At 63.3% G+C, this 15,116-nt stretch carries 13 protein-coding genes and 1 pseudogene; 11 read left to right on the top strand and 3 right to left on the bottom strand.

The genetic code is table 11. From position 1 onward, the window contains the following. Window positions 1-12: 12 nt before the first annotated feature. The gene (locus FJ930_RS05200; protein ID WP_141835529.1) at window positions 13-828 is read right to left on the bottom strand and encodes an SDR family oxidoreductase; all 816 of its coding nucleotides are present in this window, start codon (window positions 826-828) and stop codon (window positions 13-15) included. Between the two features lie 115 nt (window positions 829-943). On the opposite strand from FJ930_RS05200, the gene FJ930_RS05195 reads away from it, so the two are divergent. From FJ930_RS05195 to FJ930_RS05170, 6 genes are all read left to right on the top strand, one after another. After that, complete coding sequence (locus FJ930_RS05195; protein ID WP_141835526.1) at window positions 944-2,185, top strand: acyl-CoA dehydrogenase family protein; 1,242 nt, start codon at window positions 944-946, stop codon at window positions 2,183-2,185. Between the two features lie 49 nt (window positions 2,186-2,234). Further along, window positions 2,235-3,272, top strand: coding sequence for a zinc-binding dehydrogenase (locus FJ930_RS05190; protein ID WP_141835523.1), 1,038 nt, complete (start codon window positions 2,235-2,237; stop codon window positions 3,270-3,272). A gap of 216 nt (window positions 3,273-3,488) precedes the next feature. Next, a complete protein-coding gene (locus tag FJ930_RS05185) occupies window positions 3,489-4,670 on the top strand; it encodes a glycosyltransferase family 87 protein (RefSeq protein ID WP_141835520.1) in 1,182 nt (393 codons plus the stop codon). After that, complete coding sequence (locus FJ930_RS05180; RefSeq protein WP_141835517.1) at window positions 4,663-5,646, top strand: glycosyltransferase family 2 protein; 984 nt, start codon at window positions 4,663-4,665, stop codon at window positions 5,644-5,646. The genes FJ930_RS05185 and FJ930_RS05180 overlap by 8 nt, the downstream gene beginning before the upstream one ends. Continuing rightward, window positions 5,643-6,452, top strand: coding sequence for a ChbG/HpnK family deacetylase (locus tag FJ930_RS05175; RefSeq protein WP_141835514.1), 810 nt, complete (start codon window positions 5,643-5,645; stop codon window positions 6,450-6,452). The genes FJ930_RS05180 and FJ930_RS05175 overlap by 4 nt, the downstream gene beginning before the upstream one ends. Continuing rightward, on the top strand, window positions 6,449-6,859 hold the full coding sequence (locus tag FJ930_RS05170; RefSeq protein WP_141835511.1) for a GtrA family protein: 411 nt from the start codon (window positions 6,449-6,451) through the stop codon (window positions 6,857-6,859). Before FJ930_RS05175 ends, FJ930_RS05170 begins: the two co-directional genes overlap by 4 nt. 12 nt (window positions 6,860-6,871) lie before the next feature. On the opposite strand, the pseudogene FJ930_RS05165 reads toward FJ930_RS05170, so the two are convergent. Both FJ930_RS05165 and FJ930_RS05160 read right to left on the bottom strand, forming a co-directional pair. After that, window positions 6,872-7,441: pseudogene (locus FJ930_RS05165) on the bottom strand (efflux RND transporter permease subunit); the annotation flags it as partial. A gap of 69 nt (window positions 7,442-7,510) precedes the next feature. Next, window positions 7,511-8,338: a MurR/RpiR family transcriptional regulator gene (locus FJ930_RS05160; RefSeq protein WP_141835508.1), complete on the bottom strand. Its 828-nt coding sequence runs from the start codon at window positions 8,336-8,338 to the stop codon at window positions 7,511-7,513. Window positions 8,339-8,474: 136 nt separating this feature from the next. On the opposite strand from FJ930_RS05160, the gene FJ930_RS05155 reads away from it, so the two are divergent. From FJ930_RS05155 to FJ930_RS05135, 5 genes are all read left to right on the top strand, one after another. Beyond that, entirely contained in the window at window positions 8,475-9,299 is an 825-nt protein-coding gene (locus FJ930_RS05155) for an N-formylglutamate amidohydrolase (RefSeq protein WP_141835505.1), read from the top strand. An 11-nt stretch (window positions 9,300-9,310) separates the two neighbouring features. Next, entirely contained in the window at window positions 9,311-10,867 is a 1,557-nt protein-coding gene (locus tag FJ930_RS05150; protein ID WP_140690546.1) for an amino acid permease, read from the top strand. A gap of 88 nt (window positions 10,868-10,955) precedes the next feature. Then, window positions 10,956-12,326: a glutamine synthetase family protein gene (locus tag FJ930_RS05145; protein WP_141835502.1), complete on the top strand. Its 1,371-nt coding sequence runs from the start codon at window positions 10,956-10,958 to the stop codon at window positions 12,324-12,326. 80 nt (window positions 12,327-12,406) lie between these two features. Beyond that, window positions 12,407-13,795, top strand: coding sequence for an aldehyde dehydrogenase family protein (locus tag FJ930_RS05140; RefSeq protein ID WP_141835500.1), 1,389 nt, complete (start codon window positions 12,407-12,409; stop codon window positions 13,793-13,795). A gap of 18 nt (window positions 13,796-13,813) precedes the next feature. Further along, window positions 13,814-14,986, top strand: a complete 1,173-nt coding sequence (locus FJ930_RS05135) for an iron-containing alcohol dehydrogenase (protein WP_141835497.1) — start codon at window positions 13,814-13,816, stop codon at window positions 14,984-14,986. Window positions 14,987-15,116: the final 130 nt, after the last annotated feature.

Here is a 15,116-nt window from a genome sequence, read left to right as displayed (position 1 = left end):
GGCCGGAACATGTCATTCCTTGAACAGGGTCAATCCATGCTGCACCGACTGCCCGCCGTCGATCGGCAGGATGGCGCCGGTGACATAGCTGCCCGCACGGCTGCACAAATAGAGCGTTGCGCCGGCAATGTCATCTGGCGCGCCGATGCGGCCGATCGGAACATGGCTGCCGACATGCCGGGCCTGTTCCTCCGTAGCCGTCGCGAACGCCGTCATGCGGCTCTGGAAAGGCCCCGGCGCGAAGGCGTTGACGGTGATGCGGCGGGCGGCGAACTCAAGCGCCAGGGTGCGCGTCAGATGATGAACGGCGGCCTTGGAGGCGGCGTAGGAATAGGCGTCGTCGGCCAAGGGCTGCGTGCCCATCACCGAACCCAGATTGATCACCCGGGCCGGATCGTCGTCGCTGGCCGCCGCTTCGAGCAGCGGCAGCAATTCGCGCGTCAGATGGAAGACCGCGGTGACATTGACGCCGAACATCTTGGCCCAGGCCGAGTAGGGAAAACTCTCCAGCGGCGCGCCCCAGGAAACGCCGGCATTGTTGACGAGGATATCGAGCCTGTCGGTCCGCGCCTTGACCTCGGCGACGAGCGCCGCAATGCCGGCCTCGCTGGAGACGTCGCCGGCAAAGCCCTCCGCGCGGCCAGAGGCGCCGAGGGCGTTCATCTCGCCGGCGACCTTGATGCAATCCTCGCCCTTGCGCGACGCGATCATCACGCTGGCTCCCGCCCTGACCAGCGCGGTCGCCGCCATGCGGCCGATGCCTGTCGCGGCTCCCGTCACCAGCGCGATCTTGCCGGTCACCGAAAACAGCTCGTCCAGGTAGGCCATTCCAATCCTCCGCGCTCGGTGTGCGGGCAAACAGTTCGCGTTGACAAGGCTATCCGAAGTGCGGTCATCCTTGCCACTGACAAAATGCCCGGCTTGCATGAAGGGTTAGCGACCGATGAGGGAGATGAATCTCGGCATGACCGAGCGGCTGAAGCCGATCCACGCGCGTGTCGCTGCCATGGTGCGCGACGAGATCATGCCGCTCGACAAGGAATTCCTGGGCGAAGTCAGCAAGGCCGGCGATCGCTGGACCTACAGCGCGCGCCAGAGCGAGATCCTCGAAGGGCTGAAGAAGACCGCGAGAGAGCGCGGCCTTTGGAATTTCTGGCTGACCGGCTCGGAACGCGGTTATGGCCTTTCCACTGTCGAATACGCCTATCTTGCAGAAGAAATGGGCAAGGCGCATCTCGGTGCGGAGACCTTCAATTGCTCGGCGCCCGACACCGGCAATATGGAGGTGCTGGAGCGCTTCGGCTCGGCCGACCACAAGCAGGCATGGCTCGAGCCGCTTTTGGATGGAAAAATCCGTTCGGCCTATCTGATGACCGAGCCGGATGTCGCCTCGTCCGACGCCACCAACATTTCGATGAGCTGCGAGCGGCAGGGCGACGACTATGTGCTCAACGGCGAGAAATGGTGGGCGTCGGGCGCGGGCGATCCGCGCTGCGCCATCTACATCGTCATGGTGCGGACTGGCGGCGACGGGGAGCCACAGCACCGCCGCCATTCGATGATCCTGGTGCCTGCCGACACGAAGGGCGTGACCAAGGTCCGCGCCATGCAGGTCTATGGCGAGGATGACGCGCCGCATGGCCACATGCACCTTCGCTTCGACAATGTCCGGGTACCGGCATCCAACCTGATCCTCGGCGAGGGCAGGGGATTCGAGATCGCGCAGGGCCGGCTCGGCCCCGGCCGTATCCATCATTGCATGCGCGCCATCGGCCAGGCCGAGATGGCGCTGGAGATGCTGTGCCAGCGTTCGGTCCGCCGCGAGGCCTTCGGCCAGCCCCTGGCGAAACTCGGCGCCAATTTCGACATCATCGCCGAATGTCGCATGGAGATCGAGATGGCCCGGCTGCTGTGCCTCAAGGCGGCGTGGATGATCGATCAGGGCGATGCGCGCGCCGCGGCTCCCTGGATCAGCCAGATCAAGGTGATCGCACCGCGCGTTGCGCTGAAAGTCACCGACGAAGCGGTGCAGATGTTCGGCGCGCAAGGCATCAGCCAGGACACGCCGCTGGCCCGCTCGTGGACGCATCTCAGAACCTTGCGCCTTGCCGATGGGCCGGACGCCGTGCATCTGCGGCAGGTGGCACGCACGGAGCTGAAGAAGTACACACAGGAGAAGATCTGAGCAGCGGTTCAGGCCGCCGCATTTCCGCGACAAGCAAGGAGTGTCACCAATGACCATTCCCTCCGAAATGAAGGCGCTGCTCCTGGTCGGCGACGGTTATACCAAGACACCAAGCGGCAGCGTGCTCGAGGCAATGGAGCCTTATCTTCAGCCGGGCAGCATCGCGGTACCAACGCCCGGACCGAGCCAGGCGCTGATCAAGGTCAGCCTGGCCTCGATCAATCCCTCGGATGTTGCCTTCATCAAGGGCCAATATGGCCAGCCGCGGGCCAAGGGTCGGCCGGCAGGCTTCGAGGGCGTCGGCACCGTCGTTGCCGGCGGCGACGAGCCTTACCCCAAGGGCCTTGTCGGCAAGCGCGTCGCCTTCGCCACCGGCCTCAGCAACTGGGGCTCCTGGGCCGAATACGCGGTTGCCGAGGCGGCGGCCTGCATCCCGCTTCTCGACAAGGTGCGCGATGAGGATGGCGCGGCCATGATCGTCAATCCGCTCACCGCGATCGCCATGTTCGACATCGTCAAGCACGAAGGCGAAAAAGCCTTCATCATGACAGCCGGCGCCAGCCAGCTCTGCAAGCTGATCATCGGCCTGGCCAGGGAGGAAGGGTTCCGGCCTGTCGTTACCGTGCGCCGCCATGAGCAGATCGCGCTTCTGAAGGAGATCGGCGCCGCCCATGTGCTCAACGAGAAGGCGCCGGATTTCGAAGCCGCGCTGCGCGAGGTGATGAAGGCCGAACAGCCGCGCATCTTGCTGGACGCGGTCACCGGTCCGCTGGCGTCGGCCATCTTCAATGCGATGCCAAAACGGGCGCGCTGGATCATCTATGGCCGGCTCGATCCCGATCCCACCATCATCCGCGAGCCTGGCCAACTGATCTTCCAGCACAAGCATATCGAGGGCTTCTGGCTGAGCGAATGGATGCGGCAATCCAAGGATCGGCGCGGTCCTGCGATCCTGGAAGCGCAGAAGCGTTTCTCCGACGGACGCTGGTTGACCGACGTGACGGCTGTCGTGCCGCTCGCCGAGGCGATGGCGCGGGTGCCGGGTGAACTGGCCAAGCCCAACGGCAAGGTTTTCATCCGGCCTTGAGGCCATTCGGAGCTGTGCCGGAAGTTTCAATCCGAGGCTTTCAGGGCTTTTCCGAGCCAGGCCCCATGATGCATGGCCGTCGGCGGCAGTCCGCGAAGTTGATGGCCGCGTCCTTCAGCCCCTATGCCAATTCGCTTTGTCCGTGATATGCCGCCGCCATCGAAATGCCGGACGGCGCGGGCAAGGGCCTGTTCTGAAGTGGTGTGGGGTGCCTTTATGACGATTTCCAAGCCGGTTTTCGACCGTTTGGGATTTGGCCTGTGGATCGGGGCGTTTCTGGTCGTCCTTGTCCTCGTCCTGTGGGCGCCCGACACGCGTTCCGTGTTGCTGGCCTACAGGTATGGCAGCGAGGAGTTTCTGGCCGGCCGTCCGCTCTACAATATCCAGTCCGAGATGGGATATCTCTACGCGCCCGCCTTTGCAGCGCTCTACATCCCACTGTTCAAGCTCGGCCCTCATCTTGGCGGCCTGGTGTGGCATATCATCGGTTTCGCGGTGCTGACCTTCGCCGCGATGCGGCAGGTGCGCAAGCTTGGCGGCGGGGAATTGACGTGGCTGCTTTCGTTCGGGCTCTTCCTTGCCCTGCCGATGTCCCTGGGCGCGATCCGCAATGGCCAGGCGACGATCCTTTTGACCGGCGCCTGCTGGCTCCTCACCCTGTCGGCGCTCGAAGGGCGGCGCGCCGAGACCTTCTTCTGGGCTTCGGTCGCCATCATCGCCAAGCCGACCGCGGTCATCATGCTGTTGTTGGTGGGCGCCGTGCGTTTCCGGTTGATACCGGTGCTGGTGCTGGCGGTGCTGTTCGTGATCGCGCTGCCTTATGCATTCGCTCCCGCCGGCTACCTGACCGAGCAGTACCGGGTTTTTGCCGGGATGCTGACCTCGATGGCTGTCGACAACACCAGCCATTTTGTTCCCACCGACTTCACGGCGCCCTTTACCAAAATGGGGCTGCCGATCCCGGAATTCGGCGCCACGATCGTGCGCATCGTCATGGCGCTGTTTACGCTTTCCATGGTCGTCTGGTTCGACCGCAAGCTCGAACGCGGAACGGCTGAGCTCGCCATCTTCCTGACGGCGGCGTTCTACATGTGCGTCTTCAACCCGCGCGTCGAGCCCAACACCTATGCCATGATCGCCGTGCCCGCCGGTCTCGCCATTGCCTTGCTGTGGCGCGAGCAGCGAGGCGGTGTGCTCGCCTCGATACTGTCCGTGATGCTGTTCGTGACAGGGTTGACGGGCATCGAGCGTCATATCCAAGATTTCACGTATCCTTGGTTCCGGCCGATCGCGGTCACCGTCATCGCCGGCTCGCTGATCTGGTGGTTTTGGGCCAAGGCGCGAGACAAGGTGGCTCGAGACAAGGTGATGAATGAAAGGCCTATCGCAAATGGCTGAGTCGCGGCCTGCTCTCGATATCGTGGCGCCGTTCTTCAACGAGGCGCAATCCGCATCGGCTTTCGCCGCCTTGCTCGACAAGCTCGAGGCCGCGGTGTCGCAGCGTTTCGGCATGGCCGTCCACAAGATCCTGGTCGACGACGGCAGCCGCGATGACGGCGCGGAGCGATTTTCGCGGGCGCTGTCCGGTTCCTGGGAGATCGTGCGGCTCAGCCGCAATTTCGGCAAGGAGGTCGCGGTGCTCGCCGGCCTCGATTACGCGCGCGGTGACATGGTGCTGATCATGGATTCCGATCTTCAGCATTCCATGGATGTCAGCCTGCGAATGATTGGCGAGTTGGTGGAGCATCCCGACATCGACGTGGTTTACGCCCAGAACGACCGGCGCGAGGCCAGCTGGCGGCGCAGCCAGTTGGCGAAGCTGTTCTATAGCCTGATCAACAGCAGCCAGCGTTTCGACATTCCCGAGAATGCAGGCGATTTTCGCGTCATGCGCGGTACCGTGGCCCGCGCGCTGACAAGCTTGCGTGACAAAAGGCGCTTCAACAAGGGTCTGTTCGCCTGGGCTGGCTTTCGCCAGAAGGCCATAGCTTATTCGCCGGAGAACCGCGCCAGCGGCACGTCGAAATGGAGCAGGCTCAACCTGCTTGCCTTTTCGCTGGAAGGTTTTACCTCGTTTTCCGTCATTCCCCTGCGCCTGATCAGCCTGAGCGGATTGCTGGCGGCGCTGGCGGGTGCGGCCTATGGCGCCAAGGTGTTCTTCGAAGTGTTGTTCTACGGCATTGCCGTTCCAGGCTACCCCAGCCTTCTGGTCGCCGTCGTCCTGCTCGGTGGTCTCAACCTAACCTTGCTTGGACTGATCGGCGAATATGTCTGGGTCACACTCAGCGAGAGCAAGGACCGGCCGGTTTACATCGTGCGCGATGTCGTGCGCGGCGACGTTTTGCACAGGCCGCCAGGCGCGTCCGGCGCATGACGCGGCGCATCCGCCTGATCGCCGATGACTATGGCCTGGCGCCCGGCGTCTCGGCAGGGATTCTCGACCTGCTCGATCGTGGACGCCTGACCGGCACTAGCTGCATGACCGGCTTTCCCGAATGGGCGGAGGCGGCGGCGCTTATCAAGCCGCTGCGCGGCCGCGTGGCGATTGGGTTGCACCTGACCCTCACCGACCAGCCGGCCATCACCGGCCAGTCGAGCCTGGCGCCAAAAGGCCGGCTGCCGCCGCTCCGTTCGCTGGCACTGCCGATCCTGCGCGGCCGCGTCGACGACCGGGATGTCCATGCCGAACTCGACGCGCAATACAGCCGATTCATCGAGACGCTTGGCCGCCTGCCCGACTTCGTCGACGGGCATCAGCACGTACATTTCCTGCCGGTCGTACGCAAATGGGTGCTGGCCCGTTTTCCCGCGGGCACGGGCAGGCCGATGCTGCGCGGCGCTCCTGCACCGGCAGCGATGCCGAAGATTGCGGCGATCGCAGCACTGGCCCGGGGCTTCAATCGGTCCATGCAAGGCGCTGGTTTTATCGTCATGACGCCTCTTGCCGGCATCTACGATTGGCGGCAGCCGGAAAAGTTCGCGCCTGCCCTGCAAGCCGCCGTCGAGACGTTGCCGCAAGAGGGGCTGTTCATGTGCCATCCCGGCCATGTCGACGAGACGCTACGCGCGCGAGATCCGATGCAAAGCGTGCGCACGGTCGAATTGGAGATCCTGGCCTCGGACGCTTTCGGCGCGAGCCTCGCCCGTGCCGGTGTCGAGATCATGGATGGCAGAGGATGAGCGGCGCCGATCAGCCCCGGCGCTCGACCGGCAACAAGATCGTCCGCTTTGCCATTGTCGGGCTTGCGAACACCGCCATCGACCTTGCCGGCTTTTTCCTGCTGCTCAGGCTGCATGTCCCGCCGTTGCCCGCCAACGTCATCTCATGGTCGATCGCCGTCGTCTTCTCTTTCGTGGCAAATGGCTTCTGGTCGTTCGAGCGCGATCAAACCATCCGGCTGCATGATGCCTTCCTGCGTTTCGTCTCGCTCGGGGCGCTGATTTCGCTGGGCGTCTCCAGCCTGTCCATCGCACTCTTTGCCGGCATCGCCGGCGTGTGGCCGGCAAAGATCGGCGGTGTCATCGTGGCGGCGGTGCTGAATTTCCTCGCCGCGCGCTGGTCGATCGAGGGCCGGCTGCTGAAATAGATCTGGATTACCCTATTCCGCCGATTCCACATTGGCGTAGGCGGCTTCCTCGAGCTCGCGCTTCCGCCGCGCTTCCTCGTGGGTCTTCGGCGTGACGAAACGGCCGAGCAGCAGATAGGCGACCGGCGTCAGGAAGAGCGTCGAGATGGTGGCCAGCCCCAGCCCGCCGACGATCACCCAGCCGAGCGCCACGCGCGCTTCGGCGCCCGCACCCGCTGCCAGCACCAGCGGCACGCCGCCGAGCACGGTGCAGATCATCGTCATCATCACCGGCCGCAAGCGGATGGTCGAGGCCTGCTCGATCGCCTCGCGCACGCCGAGCCCGCGATCGCGCAGCTGGTTGGCGAACTCGACGATCAGGATGCCGTTCTTCGCCATGACGCCGACCAGAAGCACCAGGCCGATCTGACTGTAGGCATTGAGGCTGGTGCCCGAAAGCAGAAGCGCGAAGATGCACAGGCGAGGCCGAGCGGCACCGTGGCCATGATGATGACCGCGCTGACAAAACTTTCGAACATCTCGGTAACGTGAAGGCGGGACGGTCTTCGGCGCGGCTGCGATTTGCCCGGGATCGGCTGCCTGATTCCGCTCCCGTTGTTTTGGCGCAATTCCGGAAGGGAAAACCGTTTCACAGATTTTCCCGGGATCGGGCTAGCGGAGACCTTCCATCTCGCGGAGGCGCCGGGCACCGTCGGCCTCGAGCTGTCTCGTGACGGCGCCGATCAGCGTTTCGGCGACGACGAAAAGCGCGGCCGATGAATCCCATGCGGAAGGCACCGCCGTACGTCCGGCGATGACGTGGCGGGCAAAACGGGCGATTGGCGACAGCCACTGGTCCGTGAAGAGCACGATCTGAACGCCGCGCTGATGCGCCTTTTCGGCGAAGCGGACGAGGCTGTCCTGGTAGCGCCTGATATCGAAGATCACCAGCACGTCGCGCTTGCCCATGTCTATGAGCCGGTCGCGCCACATGCTCTCCTGTCCGGCGAGGTGAAAGACATCGGGCTGGATGACGGCGAGGTGGGCCGCCATGTAGCGTGCCAGTGGGTCGGTGAAGCGACCGCCGATCAGGAAAGTCTTGCCACGCCGGTCGGCAAGCCGCGCCGCGATATCGTCGAGCTGCCGGTCGGAGAGGTGGCGGAAGGTCTCGCGCATGTTGTCGAGCGTCGCTTCCAGCACCGGCGACACAGCGCTGCCGCCGGGCGAGGGCGGGTTGAGCGTCCGTATCGCCGGCGATTGAAGTTGCGCGGCCAGTTCGTCCTGAAGGCTCGACTGGAATTCCGGGTAGTTCTGAAAGCCGAGCCGGGCGACGAAGCGCAGGATCGTCGGCGAGGAGACGCCGGCGGCAGCCGAGAATTCGGCGACCGTCTTCAGGCCGATCATCGGATAGCTGGCGATCAGCGTCTGGGCGGCGCGCCGTTCGCCCGCCGGCATCGTGCCGACGCGGTCGGCGATCAGTTCGGCAATGCTGGAAATCATCTTTTCCCCCACGCAGTGGCCTCGCCAATGAGATCGCATTTGACAAAGCCGGATAAACTGTATGAAATCATTCACAGGGACGCAATGAGACAAAATACGTAACATACGGTACAGCGCTCCCCGGGGACGGCAGACTATGGAGCAAGCACGGCCCGCCAGCCTTGCATCGTCTGATACCGTGAGGGTAACCAATCCCCGCGGATCAAGTCCTTTCGTGCTGACCTGCGATCACGCCTCCAATTTCCTGCCCGCCGAATTCGGCGCGCTCGGCCTCGCCGCCGAGGACCTGTCCCGCCACATCGCCTGGGATCCCGGTGCGCTGCCGGTTGCGTTGCGCATGGCGCAGGCGCTGGATGCGACGTTGGTCGAAACCCGCATCTCGCGCCTCGTCATCGACTGCAACCGGCCGCTCGACGCGCCGGACCTTGTACCCCCGGTCAGCGAGACGACAGCCATCCCAGGCAATACCGGTCTGTCGGAAAAACAGCGCGCGGCGCGGGTCGCCCTGTCCTGGCAGCCGTTTCACAGCGCCATCGAGCGCATCGTCGAAGACCGGCTGGCGCGCGGCCAGGAGACGCGGCTGGTTTCGGTCCACTCCTTCACGCCGGTCTACAGGGGCCGCAACAGGCCCTGGCATATCGGCATCATCCACGACGAGGATCGCCGGCTGGCGTCGCCGCTGATATCGGCGCTGCGGCGGCTTGCCGGCGTCACCGTCGGCATCAACGAACCCTATTCGCCTGCCGACCGCGTCTATTTCACGCTCGAACGGCATGCGCGCTCGCGTGGGCTGCCCTGCGCGATGATCGAAATCCGCAACGATGAAATCTCCGGCGAGACCGGGCAGCGGAAATGGGCGGATCTGCTCACAGGCATTTTTTCGAATCTGGAGCCCGAGGAGGCCAAGGGCTCTCGATCAAGTGCAGTTGGAAAGTCAGTTCAATCGGCCAGCCAAGAATAAGGGGACTTCAGATGGCAGCACCGGGTTATACCGAAGTTGACAAGGCGGAGGACATAAAAGTCCTCCACAACATGGGCTACGCCCAAGAACTGGAGCGGCGGCTCAGCCGCTTTTCGAATTTCGCCGTTTCCTTCTCCATCATCTGCATCCTGTCGGGCGGCATCAACTCGCTGGCGCAGGCCACGTCCGGGGCCGGCGGTATAGGCATCGGCATCGGCTGGCTGGTTGGCTGCTTCATATCGCTGACCTTCGCGGTGGCCATGTCACAGATCAGCTCGGCCTATCCGACGGCCGGCGGCCTTTATCACTGGGGCTCGATCCTCGGCAATCGCGGCACCGGCTGGGTCACGGCCTGGCTCAACCTGCTCGGCCTGATCACCGTGCTCGGCGCCATCAATGTCGGCACCTGGACGTTTTTCGTCGGCGCCTTCGGCCCTGCGCTCGGCATCGAGGGCACGCTGACCAACCAGATGATCTTCCTGGTCATCATCACCGGCGCCCAGGCGCTGATCAACCATCTGGGCATCAAGCTGACGGCGAAGCTCACCGACTTTTCGGGCTACCTGATCTTCTTCGGCGCCATCCTGATCGCCGTGGTCTGCCTGATTTCGGCCGAACACTGGGATTTCAGCCGGCTGTTCACATTCCACAACTATTCCGGCGATGCCGGCGGCGGCGTCTGGCCGTCGGTGTCGAATGCCTGGGTGTTCGCCCTTGGCCTTTTGCTGCCGATCTATACGATCACCGGCTATGATGCCTCGGCGCATACCTCCGAGGAAACGATCAAAGCAGCCAGTTCCGTGCCTCGTGCCATGGTGATGTCGGTTATCTGGTCGGCATTGTTCGGCTATCTTTTCCTTGTCGCCTTCGTACTGATGATCCCCAATATGGACGACGCCGCCAAGCAGGGCTGGAACGTGTTCTTCTGGGCTTTCGACCAGCGCGTCAGCCCCGGCGTCAAGGAGTTCGTCTACCTCGTCGTGTTCGTTGCCCAGTTGCTCTGTGGCCTCGCCACCGTGACCTCGGCTTCGCGCATGATCTTCGCCTTCTCGCGTGATGGCGGCCTGCCCGGCTCGGCGGCACTCGCCAAGGTCAGCCCGACCTACCGCACGCCGGTGGCGGCGATCTGGACGGCGTCGATCCTGTCGGTGCTGTTCGTCTGGGGCTCGACGCTGGTTTCGGTCGCCGGCACCTCGGCCTACACGATCGTGGTGTCCTGCACCGTCATCTTCCTGTTCCTCTCCTTCATCGTGCCGATCGTGCTTGGCATGCTGGCCTGGGGAACGCCGAAGTGGGACAAGATGGGTCCGTGGAACATGGGCCGCGGCGTCTTCATGCTGTTCGGCTTCCTGTCGATCGTGTCGATGGTCCTGATCTTCGTCATCGGCATTCAGCCGCCGAACGACTGGGCACTCTACATAACCGTCGGTTTCTTCATCCTGACGGCGATCGTCTGGTTCGCCTTCGAGCGCAACCGCTTCCAGGGTCCGCCGCTCGGAGACATCATCGCGGCACGCCAGGCGGCGATCAAGGCGGCCGAGATGGCCGTCGGCGAAACCGGCCACTGACACTTCGCCTCAAGCTCATGGCCGGCCTCGCGCCGGCCATGACTGCGTTTATCCCTTTCAACCGAAAAGCATTTGGAGTGCCAAAGGAATGGCCGGGAATTTCTCGTTCGATCAGTTGAAGAAAGCGGTCTCAAACGATGAGATCGACACGGTGCTGGCTTGCATCGTCGACATGCAGGGCCGGCTGGCGGGAAAGCGGTTCCTGGCGCAATATTTCGTCGATTCCGCGCATGACGAAACGCATGGCTGCAACTATCTGCTCGCCGCCGACATCGATATGGAGCCGGTGCCGGGCTACAAGGCGGCAAGCTGGTCGAAGGGCTATGGCGACTTCGTCATGAAGCCGGACCTTGCGACGCTGCGGCGCATTCCATGGCTGGAAAAGACCGCCCTGGTGATCTGCGATGTGCTCGACCACCACACCCATGACGACCTGCCGCATTCGCCGCGCGCGATCCTGAAGAAGCAGGTCAAGCGGCTGACGGAGCGCGGCTATATCGGCTATTTCGCCTCCGAGCTCGAATTCTACCTTTTCAACGAGACCTACGATTCCGCCCGCAAGAAGCACTGGCAGGGTCTCGACACCGCCTCGCCCTATATCGGCGACTACCAGATCGGCATCACTACCAAGGAAGAAGGCGTCATGCGCCGGCTTCGCAACGAGATGGAAGCGGCCGGCATTCCGATCGAGAATTCCAAGGGCGAATGGGGTCCCGGCCAGGAAGAGATCAATGTGCGCTACGCCGAGGCGCTCGACATGGCCGACCGCCACGTCATCCTGAAGAACGGCGCCAAGGAGATCGCCGAGTCCGAGGGCAAGGCCATCTCGTTCATGTCCAAGTACAATTACGGGCTCGCCGGCAATTCCAGCCACATCCACAATTCGCTATGGAGCGCCGACGGCAAGACGCCGCTGTTCTTCGATAAAAAGGCCGACTGGACGCTGTCGACGCTCGGCCAGCAATGGGCGGCGGGACAGCTCAAATATGCCAAGGAGTTCACCTGGTTCCTGGCGCCCTACATCAATTCCTACAAGCGCTTCCAGGCCGGCACCTTCGCACCGACCAAGATCATGTGGAGCGAGGACAACCGCACCGCCGGCTTCCGCCTGTGCGGCGAGGGCACCAAGGGCATCCGCATGGAGTGCCGCATCGGCGGCGCCGATCTCAACCCCTATCTCGCCTTCGCGGCGCTGATCGCGTCAGGCCTTGCCGGCATCGACGAGAAACTGGAGCTGCAAAAACCGTTCGTCGGCGATGCCTATCAGGCATCTCGTTTGCCGGAGATCCCGAAGACCCTGCGCGATGCCACCGAGACGCTGGCGAAGTCGAAGATGCTGAAGCAGGCGCTCGGCGAGGATGTGCTCGAACACTACGTGCATACCGCGAAATGGGAACAGTTCGAATACGACCGCCGGATTACGGATTGGGAACTGCACCGGGGGTTCGAGCGGTACTAGTCGGCGTTGTCCTCTCAGCCATCGTCTGAATGGCGGGCTGCGTCAAAATCAACATTTCATGAAGTGTGAGGACCGAAGGAATGACCGAAACGGTCAAGTTAAAATCTCCCATCGACAGCTTGATCTATGCCGAGCGGCCCGTGGCAACGGACCAGGCGATCAATGCCGCTGTCGAGCGCGCCAAGGCGGCGCAGGAGAAGTGGGCCGAGACGCCGATCGTCGAGCGCGGCAAGTACATGCTCGCCATGCTCGAAGCGCTGGTCGCGATGACCGACGAGATCGTGCCGGAGATCGCCTGGCAGATGGGGCGGCCTGTCCGCTATGGCGGCGAGTTCGGCGGCGTCAAGGAACGCACCAATTACATGGTCGAGATCGCCGAGGCGGCGCTGAGATCGGTGCCGGCCTCCAATCCCAAGGACGGGTTCCGCCGCTATGTGAAGAAGGATCCGCTCGGCGTGGTGATGGTGATTGCGCCCTGGAATTACCCTTACCTGACCGCCGTCAACACCATCGTGCCAGCGCTGATGGCCGGCAACGCCGTCATCCTCAAGCACGCGGCGCAGACGCTGCTGGTCGGCGAGCGCTTCCAGCAGGCCTTCGACAAGGCCGGCCTGCCCAAGGGCGTGTTCCAGAACGTCGTGCTGAACCACGCTCAGACGGAAAGGCTGCTCGGCTCCGGCAAGATCGATCACGTCAATTTCACGGGTTCGGTCGCCGGCGGCCGCGCTATCGAAAAAGCCGCAGCGGGAACCTTCATGACACTTGGCCTCGAGCTTGGCGGCAAGGATCCAGCCTATGTGCTGCCCGATGCCAAGATGGATCACGCCGTCGCCAATCTGGTCGATGGCGCCTTCTACAATTCGGGCCAGTGCTGCTGCGGCATCGAACGCGTCTACGTGCACGAAAAGGTTTATGACGAGTTCGTCGAAGGCTTCATCGCCGAGACCAAGAACTATGTCGTCGGCAATCCGTTGGAACAGGCGACGACGATGGGGCCGATGGCGCAGGCGCGTTTCGCCGACCTGATCCGCGAGCAGAAGGCGGAAGCGCTGCGCAAGGGCGCCAAGGCACACATCAACATGAAGGTGGCTAACGACAAGGCCGGCTCACCCTACCTGGCACCGGAGGTGCTGACCGAAGTCGACCATCAGATGAGCGTCATGCGCGAGGAAAGCTTTGGCCCGATCGTCGGCATCATGAAGGTGCGTAATGACGAGGAGGCGATCGCGCTGATGAACGACAGTCCCTATGGGCTGACGGCCTCGATCTGGACGCGCGACAGCGAGCACGCGGTGGCGATCGGCAACCGCGTCGAGACCGGCACGGTGTTCATGAACCGCTGCGACTATCTCGATCCGGCGCTGGTCTGGACCGGCGTCAAGGACACCGGCAAGGGCGCGGCATTGTCAGCCATCGGCTACGACAATCTGACCCGACCGAAATCCTTCCACCTGCGCGAAGCCATCTGATTTTTCGAAAGACAAGCAATGTCCAAACTGATCTCCAAATGGAACTACCCCACCACCGTCCGCTTCGGCGCCGGACGCGTCAAGGAACTGCCCGAGGTGCTGGCGGCAACCGGCATCAAGCGGCCCTTGTTCGTCACCGATCCGGGCCTTGCGAAACTGCCGGTCGTCGCCTCGACGCTGAAGATTCTCGACGATGCCAAGGTTCCCTATGGCGTCTTCTCCGAGGTGAGGCCGAACCCGGTCGAATCCAATCTGACCGCCGGTATCGCCGTGTTCAAGAAGGGCAAGCATGACGGCGTCATCGCCTTTGGTGGAGGCTCGGCGCTCGACCTCGGCAAGCTGATCGCTTTCCAGGCCGGCCAGACGCGGCCGGTGTGGGATTTCGAGGATGTCGGCGACTGGTGGACGCGCGCCAATTCGGACGCCATCGCCCCGATCATCGCGGTGCCGACCACCGCCGGCACCGGCTCGGAGGTCGGCCGCGCCGGCGTCATCACCAATGAGGAGACGCACACCAAGAAGGTCATCTTCCATCCCAAGCTGCTGCCGGCGATCGTGATCGCGGATCCGGAATTGTCGGTCGGCATGCCCGGCCTCATCACCGCCGGCACCGGCATGGACGCGCTCGCCCATTGCCTGGAAGCCTATTGCGCGCCGGGCTACCATCCGATGGCCGACGGCATTGCGGTCGAAGGTGTGCGCCTGGTGTTCGAGAACCTGCCGAAAGCCTTTGCCAACGGCAAGGACCTGGTCGCGCGCGCCCATATGATGAGCGCCGCCGCCATGGGCGCCACGGCCTTCCAGAAGGGGCTGGGCGCCATCCACTCGCTGTCGCATCCGATCGGCGCGCTCTACGACACCCATCATGGCATGACCAATGCCGTGTTCATGCCTTATGTGCTCGCCTTCAATCGCGACTCCATCGAGGAGCGCATTGCCCGGCTCGCCGCCTATTGCGGCATCAAGGGCGGCTTCGACGGCTTCGCCAAGGCGATCATCAAGCTGCGCAAGGACCTGAAGGTGCCGCACGCCCTGCCGGGCCTGATCAAGGGGCTCGACATGGACAAGAAGCGCAAGGCACTGATCGCCGACATGGCGGTGGTCGATCCCACGGCCGGGGGCAACCCGGTCAAGCTGACAAAAAAGGCGGCGCTGACCTTGCTCGAAAACGCCATCGCGGGCACCGTCTGAAGCACTTTTCGCGCGTCGAGTTGATCTGGAAATGGGGCAGGGAAACAAGGGGAGGCGATGCAGGACAAGGCAGAAACTAGTTAGCCGGAAAAAGATACGCCGGCCAATTGCTACATCAGGTTAAAAAGAG

The organism is Mesorhizobium sp. B2-4-15, assembly GCF_006658505.1.
Taxonomy (GTDB): Bacteria; Pseudomonadota; Alphaproteobacteria; order Rhizobiales; family Rhizobiaceae; genus Mesorhizobium.
This window is presented reverse-complemented; position numbering and strand designations above follow the sequence as displayed.

What these genes read in the sequence shown, in the direction of transcription:
- FJ930_RS05200 (WP_141835529.1), bottom strand. Translation starts at nt 828, where the DNA reads ATGGCCTACCTGGACGAGCTGTTTTCGGTGACCGGCAAGATCGCGCTG.
- FJ930_RS05195 (WP_141835526.1), top strand. Translation starts at nt 944, where the DNA reads ATGAGGGAGATGAATCTCGGCATGACCGAGCGGCTGAAGCCGATCCAC.
- FJ930_RS05190 (WP_141835523.1), top strand. Translation starts at nt 2,235, where the DNA reads ATGACCATTCCCTCCGAAATGAAGGCGCTGCTCCTGGTCGGCGACGGT.
- FJ930_RS05185 (WP_141835520.1), top strand. Translation starts at nt 3,489, where the DNA reads ATGACGATTTCCAAGCCGGTTTTCGACCGTTTGGGATTTGGCCTGTGG.
- FJ930_RS05180 (WP_141835517.1), top strand. Translation starts at nt 4,663, where the DNA reads ATGGCTGAGTCGCGGCCTGCTCTCGATATCGTGGCGCCGTTCTTCAAC.
- FJ930_RS05175 (WP_141835514.1), top strand. Translation starts at nt 5,643, where the DNA reads ATGACGCGGCGCATCCGCCTGATCGCCGATGACTATGGCCTGGCGCCC.
- FJ930_RS05170 (WP_141835511.1), top strand. Translation starts at nt 6,449, where the DNA reads ATGAGCGGCGCCGATCAGCCCCGGCGCTCGACCGGCAACAAGATCGTC.
- FJ930_RS05160 (WP_141835508.1), bottom strand. Translation starts at nt 8,338, where the DNA reads ATGATTTCCAGCATTGCCGAACTGATCGCCGACCGCGTCGGCACGATG.
- FJ930_RS05155 (WP_141835505.1), top strand. Translation starts at nt 8,475, where the DNA reads ATGGAGCAAGCACGGCCCGCCAGCCTTGCATCGTCTGATACCGTGAGG.
- FJ930_RS05150 (WP_140690546.1), top strand. Translation starts at nt 9,311, where the DNA reads ATGGCAGCACCGGGTTATACCGAAGTTGACAAGGCGGAGGACATAAAA.
- FJ930_RS05145 (WP_141835502.1), top strand. Translation starts at nt 10,956, where the DNA reads ATGGCCGGGAATTTCTCGTTCGATCAGTTGAAGAAAGCGGTCTCAAAC.
- FJ930_RS05140 (WP_141835500.1), top strand. Translation starts at nt 12,407, where the DNA reads ATGACCGAAACGGTCAAGTTAAAATCTCCCATCGACAGCTTGATCTAT.
- FJ930_RS05135 (WP_141835497.1), top strand. Translation starts at nt 13,814, where the DNA reads ATGTCCAAACTGATCTCCAAATGGAACTACCCCACCACCGTCCGCTTC.